We start from the raw sequence: 19,411 nt of genomic DNA, 5'->3' as shown, positions 1-19,411 counted from the left end.
GAATGAACGAGCAATTGCGCTCGAGTGGTGAAGCCTGGCCACCGCTGCCTTTGCCGCGTGACGGGCAGGGGCGGTCGGGCACTCTCGCGGCGCCGGTCAGTGAAGATCTGTCACGGTTCCGTGATTGGCTGAGTCAGGCGATTCCGCTGGCTGCCCACATGGGGCTTGTCGAGATGCAGTGGTCAGAGCCCGAGCGCTCGACGGGGCAGCTGAGCTGGCATCTGCATCTGCCGCCCAATCTCAACGACAAGGGCACGGCCTTCGGCGGGGCCATGAGTCTCGAGGCGACCCTGTGTGGCTGGAGCTGGGTGACGCTCTGGCTGCGTGCTCGCGGTATCCAGCGCGATCTCGTGGTGTCGCGTGCCAGTCAGCAGTTTCTGGCCCCGGTCAGTGGCGATTACCACATCCGCTGTGCGCCGGATGACATGGCCGCGCTGATCGACGTCGGCGAGCGTCTGGCGGCAGGGCGGCGAGCGCGATTGTCGCTGACTCAGCAGTTGTGGTGTCAGGTCGATGGGCAGTCTTCCCCGAGGCTGTGTTTCGAGGCCCGGGGCGATTACGTGGTGCTCGGGCCGTGATGCCGAGCACGGTCTCGGCCCGACCTCGGCCCGAGTGCGGTGGGTGAGGGCGCTGACGCTATCTATCTGAAAGATTTTGGAAAAAAGGCTTGCGTCCCTCAAGGGTTATCGATAATATACGCCGCGTTCTCAAGGGAAACACGACGCAGTCGGGTGACCAATGAGAGCACTGATCTGGAGGGGTGTCCGAGTGGTCGAAGGAGCACGCCTGGAAAGTGTGTAAGTCGAAAGGCTTCGAGGGTTCGAATCCCTCCTCCTCCACCAGATTCAGAAAAGCCCGCATCTCACGATGCGGGCTTTTCGCGTTTCTGAGGGGGGATCTGGTCGAATTGCCTGCACCCCTCGTGATTCCCTGCGTCTACTGGCGCCTCAGTCTCCTGTCATTCCTCCCTCATTCCTCCCTCATTGCTCGCGCCAGCATATCCACGACAGGCTTGCCGACATAACTGGCGAAGCTGCGCTCACCAGTACGGATCATCACTTCGGCAGGCATGCCGGAGAGCAATCGCATGCTCTCGGTCATGTTGCTCTGGCCGGTCCGGGTGACGCGAATCCGCGCCTTGTAATACCGGGCACGCGTCGCTTCATCCTCGAAGCTGTTGGCGCTCACGTGCGTGACCTCGCCATCGATGATGTTGGACAGGCGCTGATTGAATGCGCTGAAGCGAATCTCTGCGGGCTGGCCTAAGTAGAGGTGGTCAATATCATGGTCCGGGACCCTGGCCTCGACGATGAAGCCGTCGCCGGCGGGCACGATATCGAGCAGGGGGTCGCCACTGCGAATCACCGCGCCCAGCGTATGGACCTTCAGGCCGACCACGGTGCCGGCCACCGGTGCGATGACCTTGGTACGTCTGAGGTTGTCATTGAGCGCGACCAGTCGTTCTTCCGCATCGGTGACCTCTGCCTGAACCTGACGCAGAGACTCGCCGATCTGTTGCTGGAATTCCTGCAGGCGAATCTGTTTCTGCAGCTCGTTTTCGCTGATCTGGGAACGCAGCCGTGCGACCTCGGCAAATTGGCCGGCATTGTCGCTCTGGTATTCGAGACTCTCACGCTCCATCTCACGCAATCGCTGATTATTGATCAGACCATTTCGGAACAGCTTGCGATGGTTGGCAACGTCACCATTGAGAGAGTTGATGCGTCGTCTTGTGATGGCCTGGGTATTCTCGAGACCTGCAATCTGCTCGTTCATCTGCACGACCTGCTCATCCAGGGCTGCCATGGCACCGTTCAGCGATTGACGACGTACGTCAAAGAGCCGCTGCTGTACTTCAAGGACCTCCCGCACACGAGGATTGGTCGACTGCCTCAAGGCTTCCGGGAAGGTCAGGGTCTCGGCGTTGCTGTACTCGGCAAGCAGGCGTATCTCACTGGCTCTGGCAATCAGGTATTCAGCCTCGACGATCTTCTGCTGAGAGCGTGCCTGGGTGTCATCGAAGACGATGAGCACGTCGCCGGCCTCGACATGATCGCCATCCTCCACGCGAATCGACTCCACGATGCCTCCCTCGAGGTGCTGGATGGTCTTCGTGAAGCTCTCTACCGATACCGATCCCGGTGCCACCACGGAAATTGCCAGGTTCGCCATGACTGACCAGCTGCCGAATCCGCCGACCGCGATGAGCAGTACGGCCAGGCCCAGGCGTCGATAATTGTGGTCGCGTAGCGGAAGCTCACTGTCAAAGCCGCCATTCATGGAGTGGGAGGTGGTCATCGCGGGCTCTCCTCACCGCCTTCATGGCGGCCTCTGGCACTGGGTTTCAGCTCGGTGACACGCTGTGCGTTCCTGGACGGAGTCGAGTGCCCTCTCCCTGCCACGGCCCGTGCAACGGGTCGTCCTCGCGTCGGCGGGGACAGTGAAGCCACCTGGCCATCCTTGAGGACGAGGATGCGGTCGACCTGCTGCAGTAGACGTTGACGATGGGTGATGATGATGGCCGTGGTGCCTGCCTGGCGCAGTTGCATCAGACACTTGGCCAACGCCTGCTCGCCACTTTCATCCAGGTTGGCGTCCGGTTCGTCGAGCACTACCAGCACCGGTTTTCCATAGAGTGCCCGCGCCAGGCCGATACGCTGTCGCTGGCCCGCGGAGAGGGCGGCTCCCCCGTGGGACAGCCAGGTGTCATAGCCTTGCGGCAGGCGAAGGATCATGTCGTGGACACCGGCGCTCTGGGCGGCTTGCACCACGAGTGACGCATCGACCTCCTGAAAGCGCGCGATATTCTCGGCGATGGAGCCATCGAATAGCTCGATATCCTGCGGCAGGTAGCCAAGATGAGGCCCGAGCGCGGTCCGCTTCCACTGACTGACGTCCACGCCATCGAGGCGTACGCACCCCAGCTGCACTGGCCATAGGCCGAGTATCACCCGTGCCAGGGTGGATTTGCCGGCGGCGCTGGGGCCTACCACGGCGATGTGCTCACCCTTGGCAAGTGTCAGAGTGATGTCCTTGAGGGTCGGTAGACGCTCGCCTGGTGGCGCGGCGTTGACTGCCTCCAGTGTCAGTCGGCCCTTGGGGGCCGGCAGAGGCATCGAGGGCGCCTCGGCCGGCACGGCCTCGAGCAGCTCCTCGAGGCGGGCTCGTGAGGTGCGTGCACCGCTGAAGCCTTTCCAGCCGGTGATCATCTGATCGATCGGCGCCAGCGCCCGCCCCATCAGGATCGAGCCGGCAATCATCATGCCGGGCGTCAGGTCGCCGGTCAGCACCAGATAGGCGCCAAGACCGAGGATCAATGACTGGAACATCAAGCGCAGTACCTTGGAGGTGTTGGTCAAGAGACCTGCGCGGTCGCTTGCCTTGGACTGCAGCACCAGATACTCACGGTGGCGCGCCTCCCATCGATTCTGGATGCCCGGCAGCATGCCCATGGCGTGGAGCACTTCGGCGTTGCGCAGATTGCTGTTGGCAAGATCCTGGGACAGGACATGTTGGCCGTTGGCATCGCTCAGCAGCTTTCTGGTGGTCTTCTCGTTGATCAGCGCAATGACGGTCAGAACAAGGCCCGCGCCCAGGGCGAACAGACCAAACCATGGGTGAAACAGTGCCAGCACGCCGATGTATATCGGCACCCAGGGCGCGTCAAAGAAGGCGAACAGGCCGTTGCCGGAAAGGAATTGGCGAAGGGTGGTGAGGTCGTTCAGCGGCTGTGCGGAGGGCTTGCCCGGTGTCATCAGGGAGTGCTTGAACATGGCACTGTAAAGTCTCGGGCTGATCAGTACGTCCAGTCGATTCCCGACTCGGACCAGGATTCTCGAGCGAATCAGTTCAAGGGCCCCCATCACCATGAAGAGGAACACGACCACCAGAGTCAGCATCAGCAGCGTTTCCTGGCTACGTGTCGTGATGACTCGATCATAGACCTGCAGCATGTAGAGCGGCGGCACCAGCATCAGCAGATTGATGAACAAGCTGAAGAGGCCGACGTAGACAAAGCTGTGCCGACAGTGGTCCAGGATCTTTTGCAGGTCATTACCTTCCCGGGAGATGGCCATGGTGTCGTTCCCTAGCGTCGTTGTTGTTCTTTTTATCCACGTCACCGTCGTTGACGGCTGCCTGAGCTCGGATATTTCACGTTTTCTTGAGGAGACGCCATGGCTCTGTGGTCAATATTGATCATCTATTTATTAGGCTATTCTTTTTTATTCCTCTGGCTGCCTGTTGAAATATTGCTGCTGAATGCTCGGCGAGCAAGTGAATATTTCAATGATCAATAAAAAACTTTCCGGGTTTTATTTTGTTGGTTTTTGCTGTTTATTTTGCTCATGTCTGATGGTGAAGATCCATATGGTTTACGTTTTTCAAAAAGTATGACGGTTCTGGCTTTCGACAAGATTATCTTCTCTGGTATTCAGCATTGTTTTTCTCCTCACGCAAGTCGTATCGAGGGTTTATAGGGGTGGTGTTTTATTATTTCAAAGCATTCAATGTATTGTTTTAATTGAATTTATTTTGATGTGGGAATCTGATGCATATTGCCATTTCGAGGGTGAGTGGAAATACCTCTTGTCTTGCGATAGGCCGCGTCTAGACTCGTTTTTGACGGGTTTACGAGCCTTTGCCGGTCATGTTCTAACTCTTTGGGAAAGCGTTGGAGAGTGGAACGTCATCGGGGATTCATTGCCGGTGAGGGACGTCGTGTCGTGAGGTCTCAAGATGGCGTAGAAATCGCCACTAAAAATTATTCGAGGGGTAGGGAAAATGTATTCCATGTCATTCGTATCGAGTCGTCTTGAGTCCATGGCATCACGTATCAGAAGTGGTGATCGTCTTGAGGGAAAGACGTTCCAGGATCACGAGATAATGGTCACGCCATTTCCCTCAGTGTGGGGGAATTCCATCAAGTCAATGCGAATGACATTCGAGGATGCGCAGGATCGACTGTCGGTATTTGAGCGCTTTGAGCGTCCCTTTGTCTTTGATCATCTGCCTACCCCCCTATCAGGCAAGCTCAAGATGATGATCGAAGCGTTGGACGAAAGAGGCGAGGTACTGCCCGGGTCTGGTGAGCAGTTCGGCTTCGAGGTCGAGTCACCGGATGTCGTCGCCGAGGAGGTGAGTGACCAGAAGGTGAGTGACCAGGAGGTGAGTGACCAGGAGGTGAGTGACCAGGAGGACACGCCGCAAGCCGCCCAGGCGCTACTGACCAGTAGTGATGAACCTGCCGCGGGCACAGGACCTGCCTTGCTGGCCGAACCTGCCCCTCTGGCCACGGCGGCGCTCATCGCACCGGAAAGCTTCACTACCCTTCGTATCGAGGCCGAAGACCTCAGCGATGACGACGGAGATGGCAATGCATCCTCCATCGGTGGGGCCGGTATCGAGGTGGTGACAGGGGGGGATAATCCGTCCAATACCGCCAATGCATCAGGCACTGCCTACGTGGACTTCGGCGGCGCGACCGGCGAGACGCTGACCTTCACCTTCAGCGTCACCGAGGCCGGTGAATATGAACTCGCGCTGGGGTATGCGCTTAGCCAGAATGGCGATGGGTCTGATCGCAACCGACCATTGCGCCTGGACGTCAATGGCGAACTTCAGGATCGAATGTTTGATCTGCCGAGCACGACCCTGACCGGCGACGCCACTGATTTCAGTGAGTTCGGCGAGCGTACCATTCGCGTTCAGCTGCAGGCGGGCGAGAACACGGTGTCCTTCACCTCCAACGGGGCCAGTGGCCCCAACGTCGACTATCTGGAAGTGCGCGCACCGGACCCGGACGTCTTCGTCATTCAGGGTGAGGATCTCGATATCGGCCCGACGTCTGATGTCGCCGACGCTGGCACCAATCGTGTGGTGACTCTCGACAATATCGCCAGCTTCACCAATGGCAGGGAAACCTTCCGGGTCGGCGCCGAAGGCGCCAGCTATCTCGACTGGGCATCGGGCAATGCCGAGGCCTACGGTGACTTCACTTTCGAAGTGGCTACCGCCGGCACGTACAGCGTCACCGTGACCTATGCCAGCAGCTCGGCGCGTCCCATTGGCCTCTTTCTCATCGATGAGGGGACGCCAGGCCAGATTGGTACCTTCCAGTTCGCAGCGGTGACTGCGCCGAATTACTACCCCGATGATGTCGATGATGTGCCCGCAGACAACCAGCCAGGCAATGGCGGGCCTTCCGCGTGGGAGGGCTGGAGCACCGAGACGCTGGAGATCACGCTGGCCGCGGGCAGCAATACCCTGCGTCTGGGCGGCGCGACCAACGGGCCCAACATCGACAAGATCGAGGTGGCGCTTCTGGAGGCCGATGCGGTAAAGCCTGTCGATCCGGTGATTGCGCCAGTCGTGATGCAAGCCGAGGATGCCGTGCTGGGCGCTGACAACGGGGCCGCCACCGTGGTGCGTGACGCCGCGAATCCCGAGGCCGGTGGCTTTGTCGGACTGCGCCCGGACTTTTCCGGCACCGGTTACGTGGATTTCGGCAGTGCGCCGGGTGACAGCCTGACCTTCACCGTCAATGTGGCCGAGGCGGGCGACTACGACCTCAACTTCCGCTATGCCAGCAATGGCGCGCGTCCGTTGGCTCTCTCGATCAATGACGGCGAGTCCTCCGAGCTCGCCTTTGTCGGGACTGACCCCAACGCTGGCAACGTCGACCCTGAGGGCTTCGATGTCTGGAGCTACCACACCCTGACGACGAGTCTGGAGGTCGGTGACAACACCGTCACGCTGACGATCCCTGATGGGCGCAGCAATGGGCCCAATGTCGATCGCCTGGAGGTCACCACGGCGGGCACGGGCCCGGTAGGGGATGTCGTGGCGGATGCCGATGCCTCTGTGCTGACCTTTACCGCCGTAGACCCCCTGCTCAATGGCGCGACCGTCGGTGAAGCGGGCTTCAGCGTCAGCGGACTGGATGCCGACATCACCTTCGTCGGCGTGACCTTCGATGAGGGAATCACGGTCCAAGAGGTGGTGCCGAACCCGGATGGCAGCTTCACGCTGGACCTGTCGGGATTCGCTGATGGCGATCTGTCGGTCACGCTGATCGCCATGGATGCCTTCGGCAACCGTGCCGAACAGAGCCTGGCACTGACGCTGGATACCACCGCCGATGAGGGGGGCGACCTGGCACTCGAAGGCCCGCAAGATGCCATCGAGGCGGATGACAGCGCCAGCGTGGTATTCGGTGTCGCGGGAATCGATGACGGCTCGACTCTCGAGATCAGCTTCGACGGCGGCGTGACCCGTCAGTCCGTTGTCAGCGATGGCGACACCTTGACGGTCGATCTCTCCACACAGGCCCCGGGCGATGTGATCGTGACCCTGATCGTGACCGATGCCGCCGGCAATGAGGCGAGTGTCGCGGAGGCAGTCACGCTGGCCGTCGTCGGCAGCGTGACGCTGGATGTCACCTTCGATGACGCCACGATCAGCGCCTACAACGCGACCCAGGACAATCCCTTCGTTGGCACGGGGGCGGTGGTGGAAGACGACGGTGGCACTCTGACGTTGAACGACAATGTCTGGAAGCGGGCAGCCCTGCCGGAGGACTACACGATCACCAGTGGCAGCATCCTGACCCTGGATGTGGCCATATCCGATTCGCCGGTTCCTGAGATCGTTGCCATCGGCTTCGATGCCGATTCCAATCCGTTCAATGGCGGAAACAGTGTCTATCAGCTGGGCGGCAGCCAGACGCAGGGTGGCTTTGTCGATCTGCGTGGGCAGGGCATCGACAATGGCGATGGCACCTTGCGCTTCACCATCGATCTCTCGGCGCATGCGGGCATCACCCTCGATTCGCTGGTCTTCGTCAACGACGATGATGTGGGCGCCAAGGGCAGTGCGAGCTTCAGTGGCGTAAGCCTGTCAGAAGCCGATGTCGATGACACCAACAGCGCACCGCGCGTGGTGGGAGGTGGCATCGCTGACCTGAGTCTCGACGAAGGCGCGAATCTCGAGGTTGACCTGCCCTTCGTCGATGACGATGGCGATGACCTCGCCTTCAGCTTCCGGGTCACCGATGGCGATGGCCTGCCGGTCACCGTGGACGGGCTGAGTGTCAGCGACAATGTGCTGTCCGGGAGCCTCGCTGGTCTGGTGCCGGGCGATTACACCATCACGGTGACCGCCGATGACGGCACCGCCAGTACCGATACCGACTTCGCCTTGAGCATCGAGAACGTCAACGACGCCCCGGTGGCGGAGCCTGCCGCTCTCGAGCCCTACTTTGGAGAGGTGGGCGAGAGCTTCCTCCAGATTCCGCTGGCGGACTTCGCCTCGCTGTTCTCCGATGCCGATGGCGACAGCCTGACATTGACGGCCGAGGGTCTGCCTGCCGGACTCGAGGTGATCGACGGTGTCATTCAAGGCACGCCAAGTGAAGGAGGCACCTTCGATGTTGTCGTGCGCGCCACCGACCCGAGTGGTCTGTCAGCGACCCAGTCGCTGAGCTTCATCATCGAAGGCACCCAGGTTGGCGATAGCATCACGATCGAGGCGGAAGATTTCACGGATCTCGACGCCGGTAACCTGATCGTCACCGGCAGTGCGTCGGCGTCCAACGAGCAGCTGATTCGTCTGACCAGCAATGCGCCGGCGACGATCGGCACTGATCTCTCGGCGGGCGGTGTGGAGCCGGGCTGGTACATCGCACGCCTCTATGTGTTCGATGAAACCGACGGTGAAGGCACCTTGACCCTGACCATCGGTGACACCGTGCTTGAAGCGCGCAACACGACAACCGATAGCCTGAGCGCCGACGTGGTATTGAACGACGACTTCGGCACCTTCGTCGGCAGTGGCGCGCGCGGAAATGCTGGCCAGAGCGGCAACCGCAAGGAAATCGTCTTCGAGACGCCCTTCGAGGTCACCGCCGGTGATCTGGCAAGCCTCGAACTGCGTGGTGCCGGTGGCGAGCTGATGCGTATCGACTCGCTTGAATTCGAGCGTATCGATGAGCCGGTCAATACTGCCCCGACCCTGGCGGGACTCGGTGCCGCGATCAGTGTCGACGAGAACAGTGCTGGCGTGGCAAGTCTGGTGCTTGAGGATGCCGATGGCGACAGCCTGACGGTGACGCTGTCCGGTGCCGATGCCGCGCTCTTCACCTACGACGTGGCGAGTGGAGGAATCGCCTTCCTCAATCCACCGGACGCGGAGCTGGCCGCCGACAGCGATGAAGATGGTGTCTACGAGCTGACCGTGACGGTGACCGATGGCGAGGACAGCGTGTCACAGGACACCCTGATCACCGTGGCAGATCTCAATGAGAGCATCGCCATCGACCAGACCGCGTTTGCAGTGGATGAGAACCTGACCGAGATTGGCGCGATCCCGCTCGTCGATGAAGACGGGGGGACTCTCGGCCTCAACGCGCCGGTATTCGCCATCACTGGCGGGGCCGACTCTCCGCTGTTCACCATTGACGCCACCACCGGCGTGCTGAGCTTCACCAGTGCCCGCGATTTCGAGCTGGCGGTCGATGATGACGAAGATGGCGTCTATGACGTCGAGGTCAGCGTCAGTGACGGCGACCTCTCCACCACCGCGCAGCTCTCGGTCACCGTGAATGATGTCGATGAAGCGCCGTTCTCGCCCCTGCGTCTGCAGGCCGAAGACGGCACGGTGACGAGCTTCGATGACGGCGCCAACGCGACGGATACCGTAGTGCGCGATGCCGACAATCCCGAAGACAATGCGAATCTGGAGAACGGTCTGCGGCCGGGCTTCTCCGGTACCGGCTATCTGGACTTCGGCGACACGGCTGGCGATAACGTCGCCTGGCAGATCGAGGTGGCCCAGGCCGGTCAGTACGACATCAGTGTGCGTTACGCCACCAATACCGATCGTCCGCTGGATCTGGTGATCAATGGCGGCGATCCGTTGATGCTGGCCATGGCCAGCACGGACCCGGACGGCAGCGGCGGGGAAGAAGGCTTCGACCACTGGGTCTTCGAGACCTTCACTGTCAGCCTGGAGGCGGGCAGCAACGCCATCGTGCTGGCGATTCCCGCTGGCGCCACCACCGGTCCCAACATCGATCGCATCGAAGTGACCGACGCCGGCAGCGGCCCGATCCCGGAGGATGTGAGTGCCGATGAGGACGGCGATCTCGCCATCGTCGCGGCTGACGACACTCTCGATGCCAGTCAGCTGGCGGCGGCAGTCTTCAAAGTCTCCGGCATCGATGATGACGTGACCAGCGTTGCCGTGTCCTTCGACGGCGGCGCGACCCGTGAGGCAGTGACGCCGGACGCCGATGGCAACATCACGCTGGATCTGAGCGGCCAGCTCGATGATCAGAGCGGCGATCTCGCCGTCTCGCTGTTCGTCACCGATGCCGCCGGCAACGAAGCCAGCGCCAGCGAGGTGGTCAGCTTCGCGGAGGGCGACGGCACGCCTGCATTCAACTTCGCCATCGAGGGCGAGGCGCTGACCATCATCGATACCGACGGTGATACCCAGGTGCGCGATGCCGACAATCCGGAAACCAATGTCGCCTCCGGGCCAGATGGGCTGTGGGATGACTTTACCGGCACCGGTTATCTGGACATGGGAGCCGACGCCGGTGACGCCGCCGAGTTCCAGGTGGCGGTCGATGAGGCCGGTACCTACACCCTGGAGGTTCGCTATACCAATGCCGGTTCCAACGGCGCGAATCGCCCCATGGACATCCTGGTGGACGGGCTGAGTCAGGGGAATCTGGCCTTTGCCTCCACGGGGATCGACGCCGCCGGCTGGGAGAACTGGACCACCACGACTCTCGAGGTGGAGCTCGAAGCCGGCGACAACACCATTCGCCTTGCCAACCTGGGCAACGCCGGCCCCAACATCGACAGCCTGACGGTGAGCCGTGATGGCGTGGTGCCGGAGCGTCCGGTGGAGCCGGGCGAGCGCTTCTCGGTCAAGATCAACTTCCAGCCCGAAGGCACCGCGGTGCCGGATGGCTACATCGCCGACAACGGCAAGGCCTTCGGCACCCAATCGGTGACCGTGGACGGCCAGACCCATCAGTACGGCTGGATCACCGAGGCGTCGATCTACGACGGCGAGCCCGGCACCGAGCCGCTGGACATCAGCGCGCTGACCAGCGTGGCGGTGAATGATCGCACCGATGACATCGCCGGGCTCGATCCGCGCCAGGGGACCTACGCCCACTTCGACCAGCCGGGAAGCGCCTATGTGCGCGCCGGCTGGGAGATCGAGCTGGACGATGGCTACTACGAGGTCACCGTCTCCATCGGGGATACCTCCGGGCCCTACGACAGTCGCAACGTGCTCAATGCCGAGGGTGAGCTGTTCAATGATCCCTTCACCCCGTTCCGGCCCGATGATTTCCCGGCGGACGGCAATCCGTCAGATGATACCGATGGCTTCCGCTCGGATCTGGTCACCCGCATCGTGCAGGTCAGCGATGGGCGATTGACACTGGACTCCCTGGGGCTCGACAACGAGAACACCGAGATCCAGTACCTCGAGATCCAGGCACTGCCGGACCTGACGCCGGAAGATGATCGCATTGCCGCCGAGGATTACGCCTTCTTCACTGACGCGCGCGCCATCGCTGGGGTCGGTGACAACGAGGTGGAAGTCGATCTGGATCCCGACGACGGCGGCCTGCCGAGCGGGGTCGACCCGACGTCCGACATCTTCGTCGGCATCTCGGTGGTGGACGGCCGCGGCGGGGCGCTGCTCGAGAGCCTGGCTGACGGTTCGATCCGTCTGATCGAGACGCTGACCGGAGAGGAGGTCAGCTTCAACGCCAACACCACCGGTGGCTTCGATTCCCTGACCATCTCGCCGAGCCAGACGCTCAAGGAGTTCACCAGCTATACGCTGATCATCGACGGCTTCCAGGATCGTGGCGCCAACGACGACCTGGACGCGCCGACCCGTGAGTTCCAGAAATACACCAACACCTTCATCACCGGCGAAGCCCCGGAGATCGTCGCTCGCGATGTGGCCTTCAATGACGTGGTGGAACTCGACGGTGCCTCTGACAACGCCTTCGGTTTCACCTCGCTGGAGATCACCGCCGATGGCTCGACGATGTACATCGCGACCATTGGTGGGCAGATCCTGCGCTACGACATCGACCCCGTCGATGGCTCCCTCGGCAACCGCCAGGAGCTTTCGCTGCCGAGCGATTACTTCCATCAGGACGGGGCCGATGCCAGCAATGATCGCCGCGGGATCATCGGGCTGGTGATCGACCCCACCGACCCCGACGTGCTGTGGATCACCGACAACTATCCGATCCCGCTGTCTGGCCGTGACAACGGCGTGCCCGACTTCAGTGGCCGGATCACCAAGATCACCCTGGAGGGCGGTAGCGAGTTCTCAGGCACCGCCGAGCCCTACATCACTGGCCTGCCACGCTCCAATGGCGACCACGTGACCAACAGCCTGGAGTTCCGCGCGAATCCGGATTACGACGCCGAGACCAATCCCGATGTCCCGAGTCATCTGCTGTATCTGATCCAGGGCTCCAACTCTGCCATGGGCGAGCCGGACAGCGCCTGGGGCAATCGTCCGGAGCGTCTGTTGAATGCCGCGGTGATGGAGATCGACCCGACCCGTGATGCGCCTCCCGGTGGCTTCGATGTCACTACCGAGCCGCTTCCCGACAACGGCCAGAATACTCGCTTCGATGACCCGGATGGCCATCCCAAGGACGACCCCATCCCGATGGGCAATGGCGAGTTCCTGGTGTTCGATGATCGTGGTGTCGCCACGGTGCAGGACGAGTCCGGCAACGTGCTCGAGTCCTACTACGACCCCTACGCCAGCGACGCGGTGCTGACGATCTTTGCCACCGGGGCGCGCAACGCCTACGACCTGGTGTGGCATTCCAATGGCTTCCTGTACGTGCCGACCAACGGTTCGGCGGCAGGCGGCAACGTGCCGGATGACCCGTCGACGCCGGAGGACGAGCGCTACACCAGTGTCGAGAAGCAGGATGACTATCTGTTCAAGATCGTCGAGGGAGGCTATTACGGGCATCCCAACCCGCTGCGCGACGAATACATCCTGAACGGCGGCAATCCGACCAGTGCCACCGACCCCAATCAGGTCGACAAGTATCCGACAGGCACCAACCCCGAGGGCACCTACGATATCTCGGGTGTCTATTCGCTCGGCGAGAATCGCTCGCCCAACGGCGCAGTGGAATACACCAGTGATGTCTTCGGCGGCAATCTGCAGGGCAACGTGCTGTTCACCGAGTACTCCGGCGGTGATGACGTGCGCTCGATCACGCTGGATGCCAACGGCAACGTGATTGGCGATGACGTACTGCGTGATCCTGAGGGCAACGTCATCAGTTACGTCGACCCTCTGGACATCATCGAGAATCCGGTCACCGGCCAGCTTTATCTGCTGACCCTGAATCGCGGCAATGGCCAGAGCCAGATCATTCGCCTCGACCCGGCACCGGGTGGGGTGGTGGATCCGGTCGACCCCGTGGACCCTGTCGACCCGACGGATGAGCTGGTCTCGTTGCTGGTCATTCAGGCCGAGGACAGGACGCCTGACGACGGCACCGCCGTGACGCTCGCGACGGGGACGGACGCCGAGATCCAGATTCGCGACATCGACAACCCCGAGACCAACCAGCCGGACCTGCCCAATGGCCTGCGCCCCGGTGCCTTCGGGCTCGATGGCAATACCGACGATACCGACGGCACGCCAGGTGGCTATGCGGACTTCGGGTCTACCAATGCCGACTTCCTCACCTTCACGTTCGAGCTGGATGCCGAGCAGGCTGGCGACTCGGTGCTGCATCTGCGCTATGCCAACGGCGGCAATGCCGATCGCCCGCTGGAAGTGTTCGTCAACAATGTCAGTGTCGGGGTGTTTGACTTCAGTCCGCCCGACGGCCTGACGGGGGATGCAGCCTGGGCCGAGTGGTTGACCGAGGCCGTGGCAGCGACGCTGGTCAGTGGTCAGAACACGGTGCGCCTGCAGGCCACCGCCGACACCGGCCCCAATATCGACCAGCTGGAGATCCTGCAGGAAGCGCCGGATACCACGCCTGGCGTCGATGAGTACGAGGCCGAGGGGGCAGTGCTCGATGGCGCCGTGGTGGTACTGACAAGCGATGATGATCGCAACGCGTCCGGTGATGGGTACGTCGACTTCGCGGGAACGGGTGATCAGACCATTACCTGGACACTCGATGTCGCCGAGACGGGAAGCTATGACATCGCCTTCCGCTACGCGCTTGCCGCGACCAAGGATGACCGTCCCCTGGGGCTTGCGATCAATGGTGTCGACCTCGGGATGTTGAACTTCGAAGGCCAGAGCGACGCTGACGAGAGCGACTGGTTCTTCCAGAACACGCTGGTCGCTCTGCAGCAGGGCAGCAACACCATCACCCTGACCGCGCCGGGTGCCGTGGGGCCGAACATCGATCTGCTGCAGGTGCCGAATGCACCGTCCGACAGCTTCATCCCGGTCTATGCCGATGTCTCGAACGGGGCGCGCATCGAGCTCGAGAGCGGTGACAGCGCACGCACCCTCAACGAGCTGACCGCCGACTTCTACTTCAGCGTGGACAGCAGCGGACTCTATCGTCTGGATCTGGCCGCGAACGCGGGCGCCGATGATGGTCAGGGCCTGGCCCTGACGCTCAACGGGCAGTCGGTGAAACTGCTGGCCTATCCGGGAGTGGGTGACGCTGGTGAAGAGGGTACCTATGTCGAGCTCGAGGCCGGGGTGGAGTACAACCTGCGTGCGGTGTCCACCGCCGATGGTGCCGATGATCTCGACTATCTCGATGTGATGCCGGTGGTCGGCAGCGACGACGCCGATATCGTGGTAGAGAGCGGTGATGCCGCCTACTACTCCGATCGCCTGCACTTCAGTTATCTGGACAACAACAGCGGCTCGAACCCCGATCGTGACTTCAAGGAAAGTGCCACGGTCACCATTTCCAACACCGGCAGCGATGTGCTGGAAGTGCTCGATGCCGACATCGACGGCCCCTTCACGCTGGCGGACCCCGGGGTGTTTGATGGCCTGACGCTGGCCGCGGGGCAATCCCTCGAGGTCACGGTGCTGTTCGACCGGGACAGCTACACCGCGCCGTCCAACAATGCCGGTGATGGGGTCTTCGAGGGCCGTATCCGTCTCACCACCAACGATGCCGACTCACCGATCGCCGAGATCCACATGGCAGGCTTCTGGCAGGCGCGTGACGAGGGTGGCTGGGAGCCCAACGTCAACGAGGTGTGGGAGGTGTTCGGCTTCGGTAACCGTATCGAAGGCTTGTCGACCGTCGGTGGCGGAGAGAATTCGGTACTCAACGACTTCGATCTGTATCGCCCGGTCAATGATGACGAGGTGCTATCGCGCTACTGGTCTCTGGCCGAGGGGGCTGGCGAGGCCAGGATCACCCAGCTGGCGGCCTATCATGGCGGTGGCGGGGCGACGCTGGGTATCCACAACCCCGGCGACAAGGGGCAGGACGTGATCTTCTCCAATCACGCGGGCGACAATAACCAGTCGATCCTGCCGGTATTGGGCAACGGCAACTTCGCCACCGCGACCTTCGGGCTCGATGATATCCCGGCCGGGTGGGCCGGAAGTGGCGTGTTCGGTATCGAAGTGGCCAATCTGTCCACGGACCCGTCACTCAACCCGACCGGAGGCGGCACCCCGCCGGCCGATGCCGAGGGTATCGAGCGCGGCTATACCGTGCGCATGTTCCGGGCTCTCGATGCCGAGGGCAACGTGATCCCCGACACCTACCTGGGGATCATGGATTACACCGGGATCAACTATGACTACAACGACAACATGTTCCTCATCGAGGGCGTGACACCGGTGTCTGGTGGTGAGCTGACGGTCATCAACAATGACGGCGTGCCTTCCAACGATCGCCTGGTGATGTCGCGCATCGAGAATCCGGCCAATGCCGCGCAGGAGGTGCATGACGAGGTGACCGTCACGCTGAGAAACGATGGCTTCGAGAGTCTCGACATCAGTCGTGTCGAGGTCAGTGATGCGACGCTGTTCGAGCTGACGGAGGCCTTCACTGCGGTGACGCTGGAGCCGGGTGAGTCAGTCGATGTGATCGTGCGCTTCATCGCCGATGACCCCAATGATGGCAGCCTCTACGAATCCAGCCTGATCATCACCTCAAGTGATGCGGATGAGGGAGAGAAGGTCATCGAGCTTGCCGGCCTGGCCCAGAATCGCTCAGAAAGCGGCCAGGAACCGGGAGTGCAGGAGATCATCGATGCCTTCGGCTACTCGACCAATGTTGCCGAAGGGCAGATGAACCAGGGAGGGCTGGTGGAGGCCAACGGCGATGAGATCCTGTCTCCGTACTTCCAGCGCGCCGATGGTGGCTCGCCGATCAAGATCACTCAGCTGGCGGCTTACCATACCCAGGGCGACGTGGCACGACTGTTCATCCACGACGTCGACAGCCGTGATATCGACGAGGTGCTGGCCCACGATGAGGCCGATGGTCAGACGTTGCTGCCGCGCACGCTCAATGAGGGAGATCTGCTGACCACCACCACCCTGGATCGCGATGCGCCCTTTGGTTTCTTCGCTGAGATATCGGGCCGCCAGGGCTATATTTCCTGGTCCGATCCCGACGCCAACCTCCATGAGGACACCGTCGATGCCATCGGCACTCCCGGCAACAATCTCAACTGGGACGAGAATGATGGTCATCTGATCCGTGTGTATGTGGCCAGGGACGCCGCCGGCAACGAAATCCCGGATACCTATATCGTGATCCAGGATTACGCGGGGGTGAACTACGACTACAACGACAACATCTTCCTGGTGGAGAACGTCACTACCTACGATCCCGCAGGGGCGGAAGATGCTGACGGCAATGGACGCGTGGATCTGTACGACGACGATGACAACGACGGTGTGCCGAACTTCCTCGACAATCCCGAGCCGGCGGGACAGAGCGCCTTCAATGCCGGCGAGACTGCCTGGGCGGTGGGAAGCGATGGCCTGACACTGGAGGCGCGCCTGTTCGACAACGGTGGCCAGGGCGTCGCCTACAACGACACCACGCAGGCCCACCAGGGCGATGGCTTCCGTTCCGACGAAGCGGTGGATATCTCCAATGGCAGCCTGGCCATCGGCTATGTGGCCGACGGTGAGTGGCTCGAGTACACCCTGAATGTCGAGACGGCGGGCACCTATGAGCTGAACTTCTCCGCCTCGGCGACTTCCGACGGCAAGTCGATCACCGCCGCCTTCGAGCAGGACGGCAGCTTCTATACCGAGGGCCAGGCGGTGGCGGTACCGGACACCGACGGTTTCACCAACTTCACCGATGTGGGTCCCTTGACCTTCACGCTGGAGGAAGGTGAGCAGGTGCTCAGATTGACCTTCAACGGCGGACAGCTGGATCTGGCCTCTCTGAATCTGACGCTGGTGGCGCCGGTGGACGATGGCCAGCAGGCGTACACCGACGATGGTCAGCCCTGGCAGGTAGGCAGTGACTTCAGCCTTGAGGCGGTGAATTACGATAAAGGCGGACAGGATGTCGCCTACAACGATTCCAGCGAGGTGCAGGAGGGGACCGATGTTCGCGGTGAGGGCGTGGACATGGCCAGCGGCGGCAGCGCCATCGGCTGGATCGAGGATGGCGAATGGGTGGAGTACACCTTGAACGTCGAACAGGCCGGTACCTACGACATGGCCTTCCTGGCTTCCCTGGGAGTCACGGGGGGAGGGCAGCGCAGCATTACCGCAACCTTTGCCAAGGAGGGCGATACCCCGTACGCCAGCGCCACACCGGTAGGGGTCTCACCGACCGGTAGCTGGACCAGTTTCGTGGGTACCGAGACCGCCCAGGTGACCCTGGAGGCTGGAGAGCAGGTGCTGCGGCTGACCTTCAATGGCGGTTCCATGGACCTGCAGGGATTCTCGCTCTCCCTTGATGGTCAGCAGGCCTTCAATGCGGGAGGCATCCCCTGGCAGGTGCAGGCGGATGAGGGACTCAGCCTCGATGCCGTCAACTTTGATGAAGGCGGGCAAGGGGAGGCCTACAACGAGCTCTCCAGCGCTCAGTTCGGCTCGAACTATCGCGATACACCGGTGGATATCGTCGGTGAGGGGGAAGCGATAGGCTGGGTAGAGGATGGTGAATGGCTTGAGTACACCATCGATGTCGAGCAGGCCGGCGCTCACACGCTGTCATTCGTCACCTCCGCTCCTGACAATGGGCGCAGCATCACGGCCTCGGTGGAGAAGAATGGCGAGTTCTATGACGAGGCCAGTGGCACGCTGCCCAATTCCGGCGCCTGGGGAGTCTATGTCGATGGCCCCTCGCTGACGCTGGACCTGGAGGAGGGGGTGCAGGTGTTGCGTATCACCTTCAATGGCGGTTCACAGGATCTGGCGTCCTTCCAGATCACGCGTGATCCGGATGTGGCTCCGGCTGGCTCACCGAATGCACTCGCGATGATGAGCATGCTCGAGGACGGCGACGCGATTCCGGTCTCCAATGATGATGAGGCGCCGATGAGCGACGATGTCGGCCTTCAGGGCATACAGGATGATGTCCAGGCCGGCCTGCTCTAGAAAGACGGCGCAAGATGACGGGAAAGGCGTGAGCAAGTGGCCGGGAACATGGCATGGGCTGGAACCTTGCCTTTCCCGGCCCGCGTAGATGCCTGGCAGGACATGCGTGAGTCTCTGACGCGTATGTCCTGCCAGGCATCTGCGTGTCGCCAGTTCCCCCTCTCCTTCTTTCGGTGTGACGCTCCGAGATCTCCCGGCAACACCTGATGGCGCGAGACGGGGCTCGATCTCCGCGCCTGCGTCTGGCGTTACCGGAGGCTCGCCTGTCAGAAGCGGCTGCGAACACGCACTGCAGCGTCTGTCTTCCTGAGCTGTTATCATGCCCGCCTTCAGATTCACCTTGTTGGCTGTTGTCTCCCTCATCTTTCGTCTGGCCTCCCGCCATGTCCCTCGTCATGCGCCTGTTGTCGCAGGTCGTCGCTGACAGGACGGCACCTCGGAGACAGAACGCGAACCGGGAGAAGACAGGCACGCATTCGCTTGCAAGAGGACATGAGATGGCTCGTATTGCCATGGCACGCCACATTCTGGTGAAGACCGAGGCCGAGGCGCAGCGTCTCAAGCAGTCACTGGAGCGCGGCCAGCCGTTCGAGAAGCTGGCGAAGAAGCACTCCACCTGTCCTTCCGGCAAGCGGGGCGGTGACCTGGGCGAAGTGCGCCCCGGCCAGATGGTCGGCGGCATTGATCGCGCCATCTTCAAGGGCCCGCTCAATACCCTGCAGGGGCCGCTGAAGAGCAAGTTCGGCTATCACCTGCTGGAAGTCTTCTTCCGTGGCTGATGCCTGACGGACCGCGATTCCACACCCCGTATCATCCGGCG

5 protein-coding genes and 1 tRNA gene are annotated in these 19,411 nt (G+C 61.7%); 4 read left to right on the top strand and 2 right to left on the bottom strand.

Translation table 11 applies throughout. The annotated features are described in order from the left end of the window. Positions 1–2 precede the first annotated feature (2 nt). Both PJK54_RS13565 and PJK54_RS13560 read left to right on the top strand, forming a co-directional pair. Positions 3–578 (top strand): YiiD C-terminal domain-containing protein, encoded by a 576-nt coding sequence (locus PJK54_RS13565; RefSeq protein WP_176503207.1) that lies wholly within the window; start codon positions 3–5, stop codon positions 576–578. Positions 579–754: 176 nt separating this feature from the next. Then, positions 755–842: transfer RNA gene (locus PJK54_RS13560), tRNA-Ser, on the top strand. 127 nt (positions 843–969) lie between these two features. Here the strand turns inward: PJK54_RS13560 and PJK54_RS13555 are convergent. Next, positions 970–2,298, bottom strand: a complete 1,329-nt coding sequence (locus PJK54_RS13555; protein ID WP_077375488.1) for an HlyD family type I secretion periplasmic adaptor subunit — start codon at positions 2,296–2,298, stop codon at positions 970–972. Beyond that, the gene (locus tag PJK54_RS13550; RefSeq protein WP_271303159.1) at positions 2,295–4,076 is read right to left on the bottom strand and encodes a type I secretion system permease/ATPase; all 1,782 of its coding nucleotides are present in this window, start codon (positions 4,074–4,076) and stop codon (positions 2,295–2,297) included. Before PJK54_RS13550 ends, PJK54_RS13555 begins: the two co-directional genes overlap by 4 nt. A gap of 859 nt (positions 4,077–4,935) precedes the next feature. On the opposite strand from PJK54_RS13550, the gene PJK54_RS13545 reads away from it, so the two are divergent. Beyond that, complete coding sequence (locus PJK54_RS13545; protein WP_271303158.1) at positions 4,936–18,591, top strand: carbohydrate-binding protein; 13,656 nt, start codon at positions 4,936–4,938, stop codon at positions 18,589–18,591. Between the two features lie 497 nt (positions 18,592–19,088). Continuing rightward, positions 19,089–19,370 (top strand): peptidylprolyl isomerase, encoded by a 282-nt coding sequence (locus tag PJK54_RS13540; protein WP_077375482.1) that lies wholly within the window; start codon positions 19,089–19,091, stop codon positions 19,368–19,370. Positions 19,371–19,411 lie beyond the last annotated feature (41 nt).

It is taken from the genome of Cobetia sp. MMG027 (assembly GCF_027947415.1).
In the GTDB taxonomy this organism is placed as follows: Bacteria; Pseudomonadota; Gammaproteobacteria; order Pseudomonadales; family Halomonadaceae; genus Cobetia; species Cobetia marina.
This window is presented reverse-complemented; position numbering and strand designations above follow the sequence as displayed.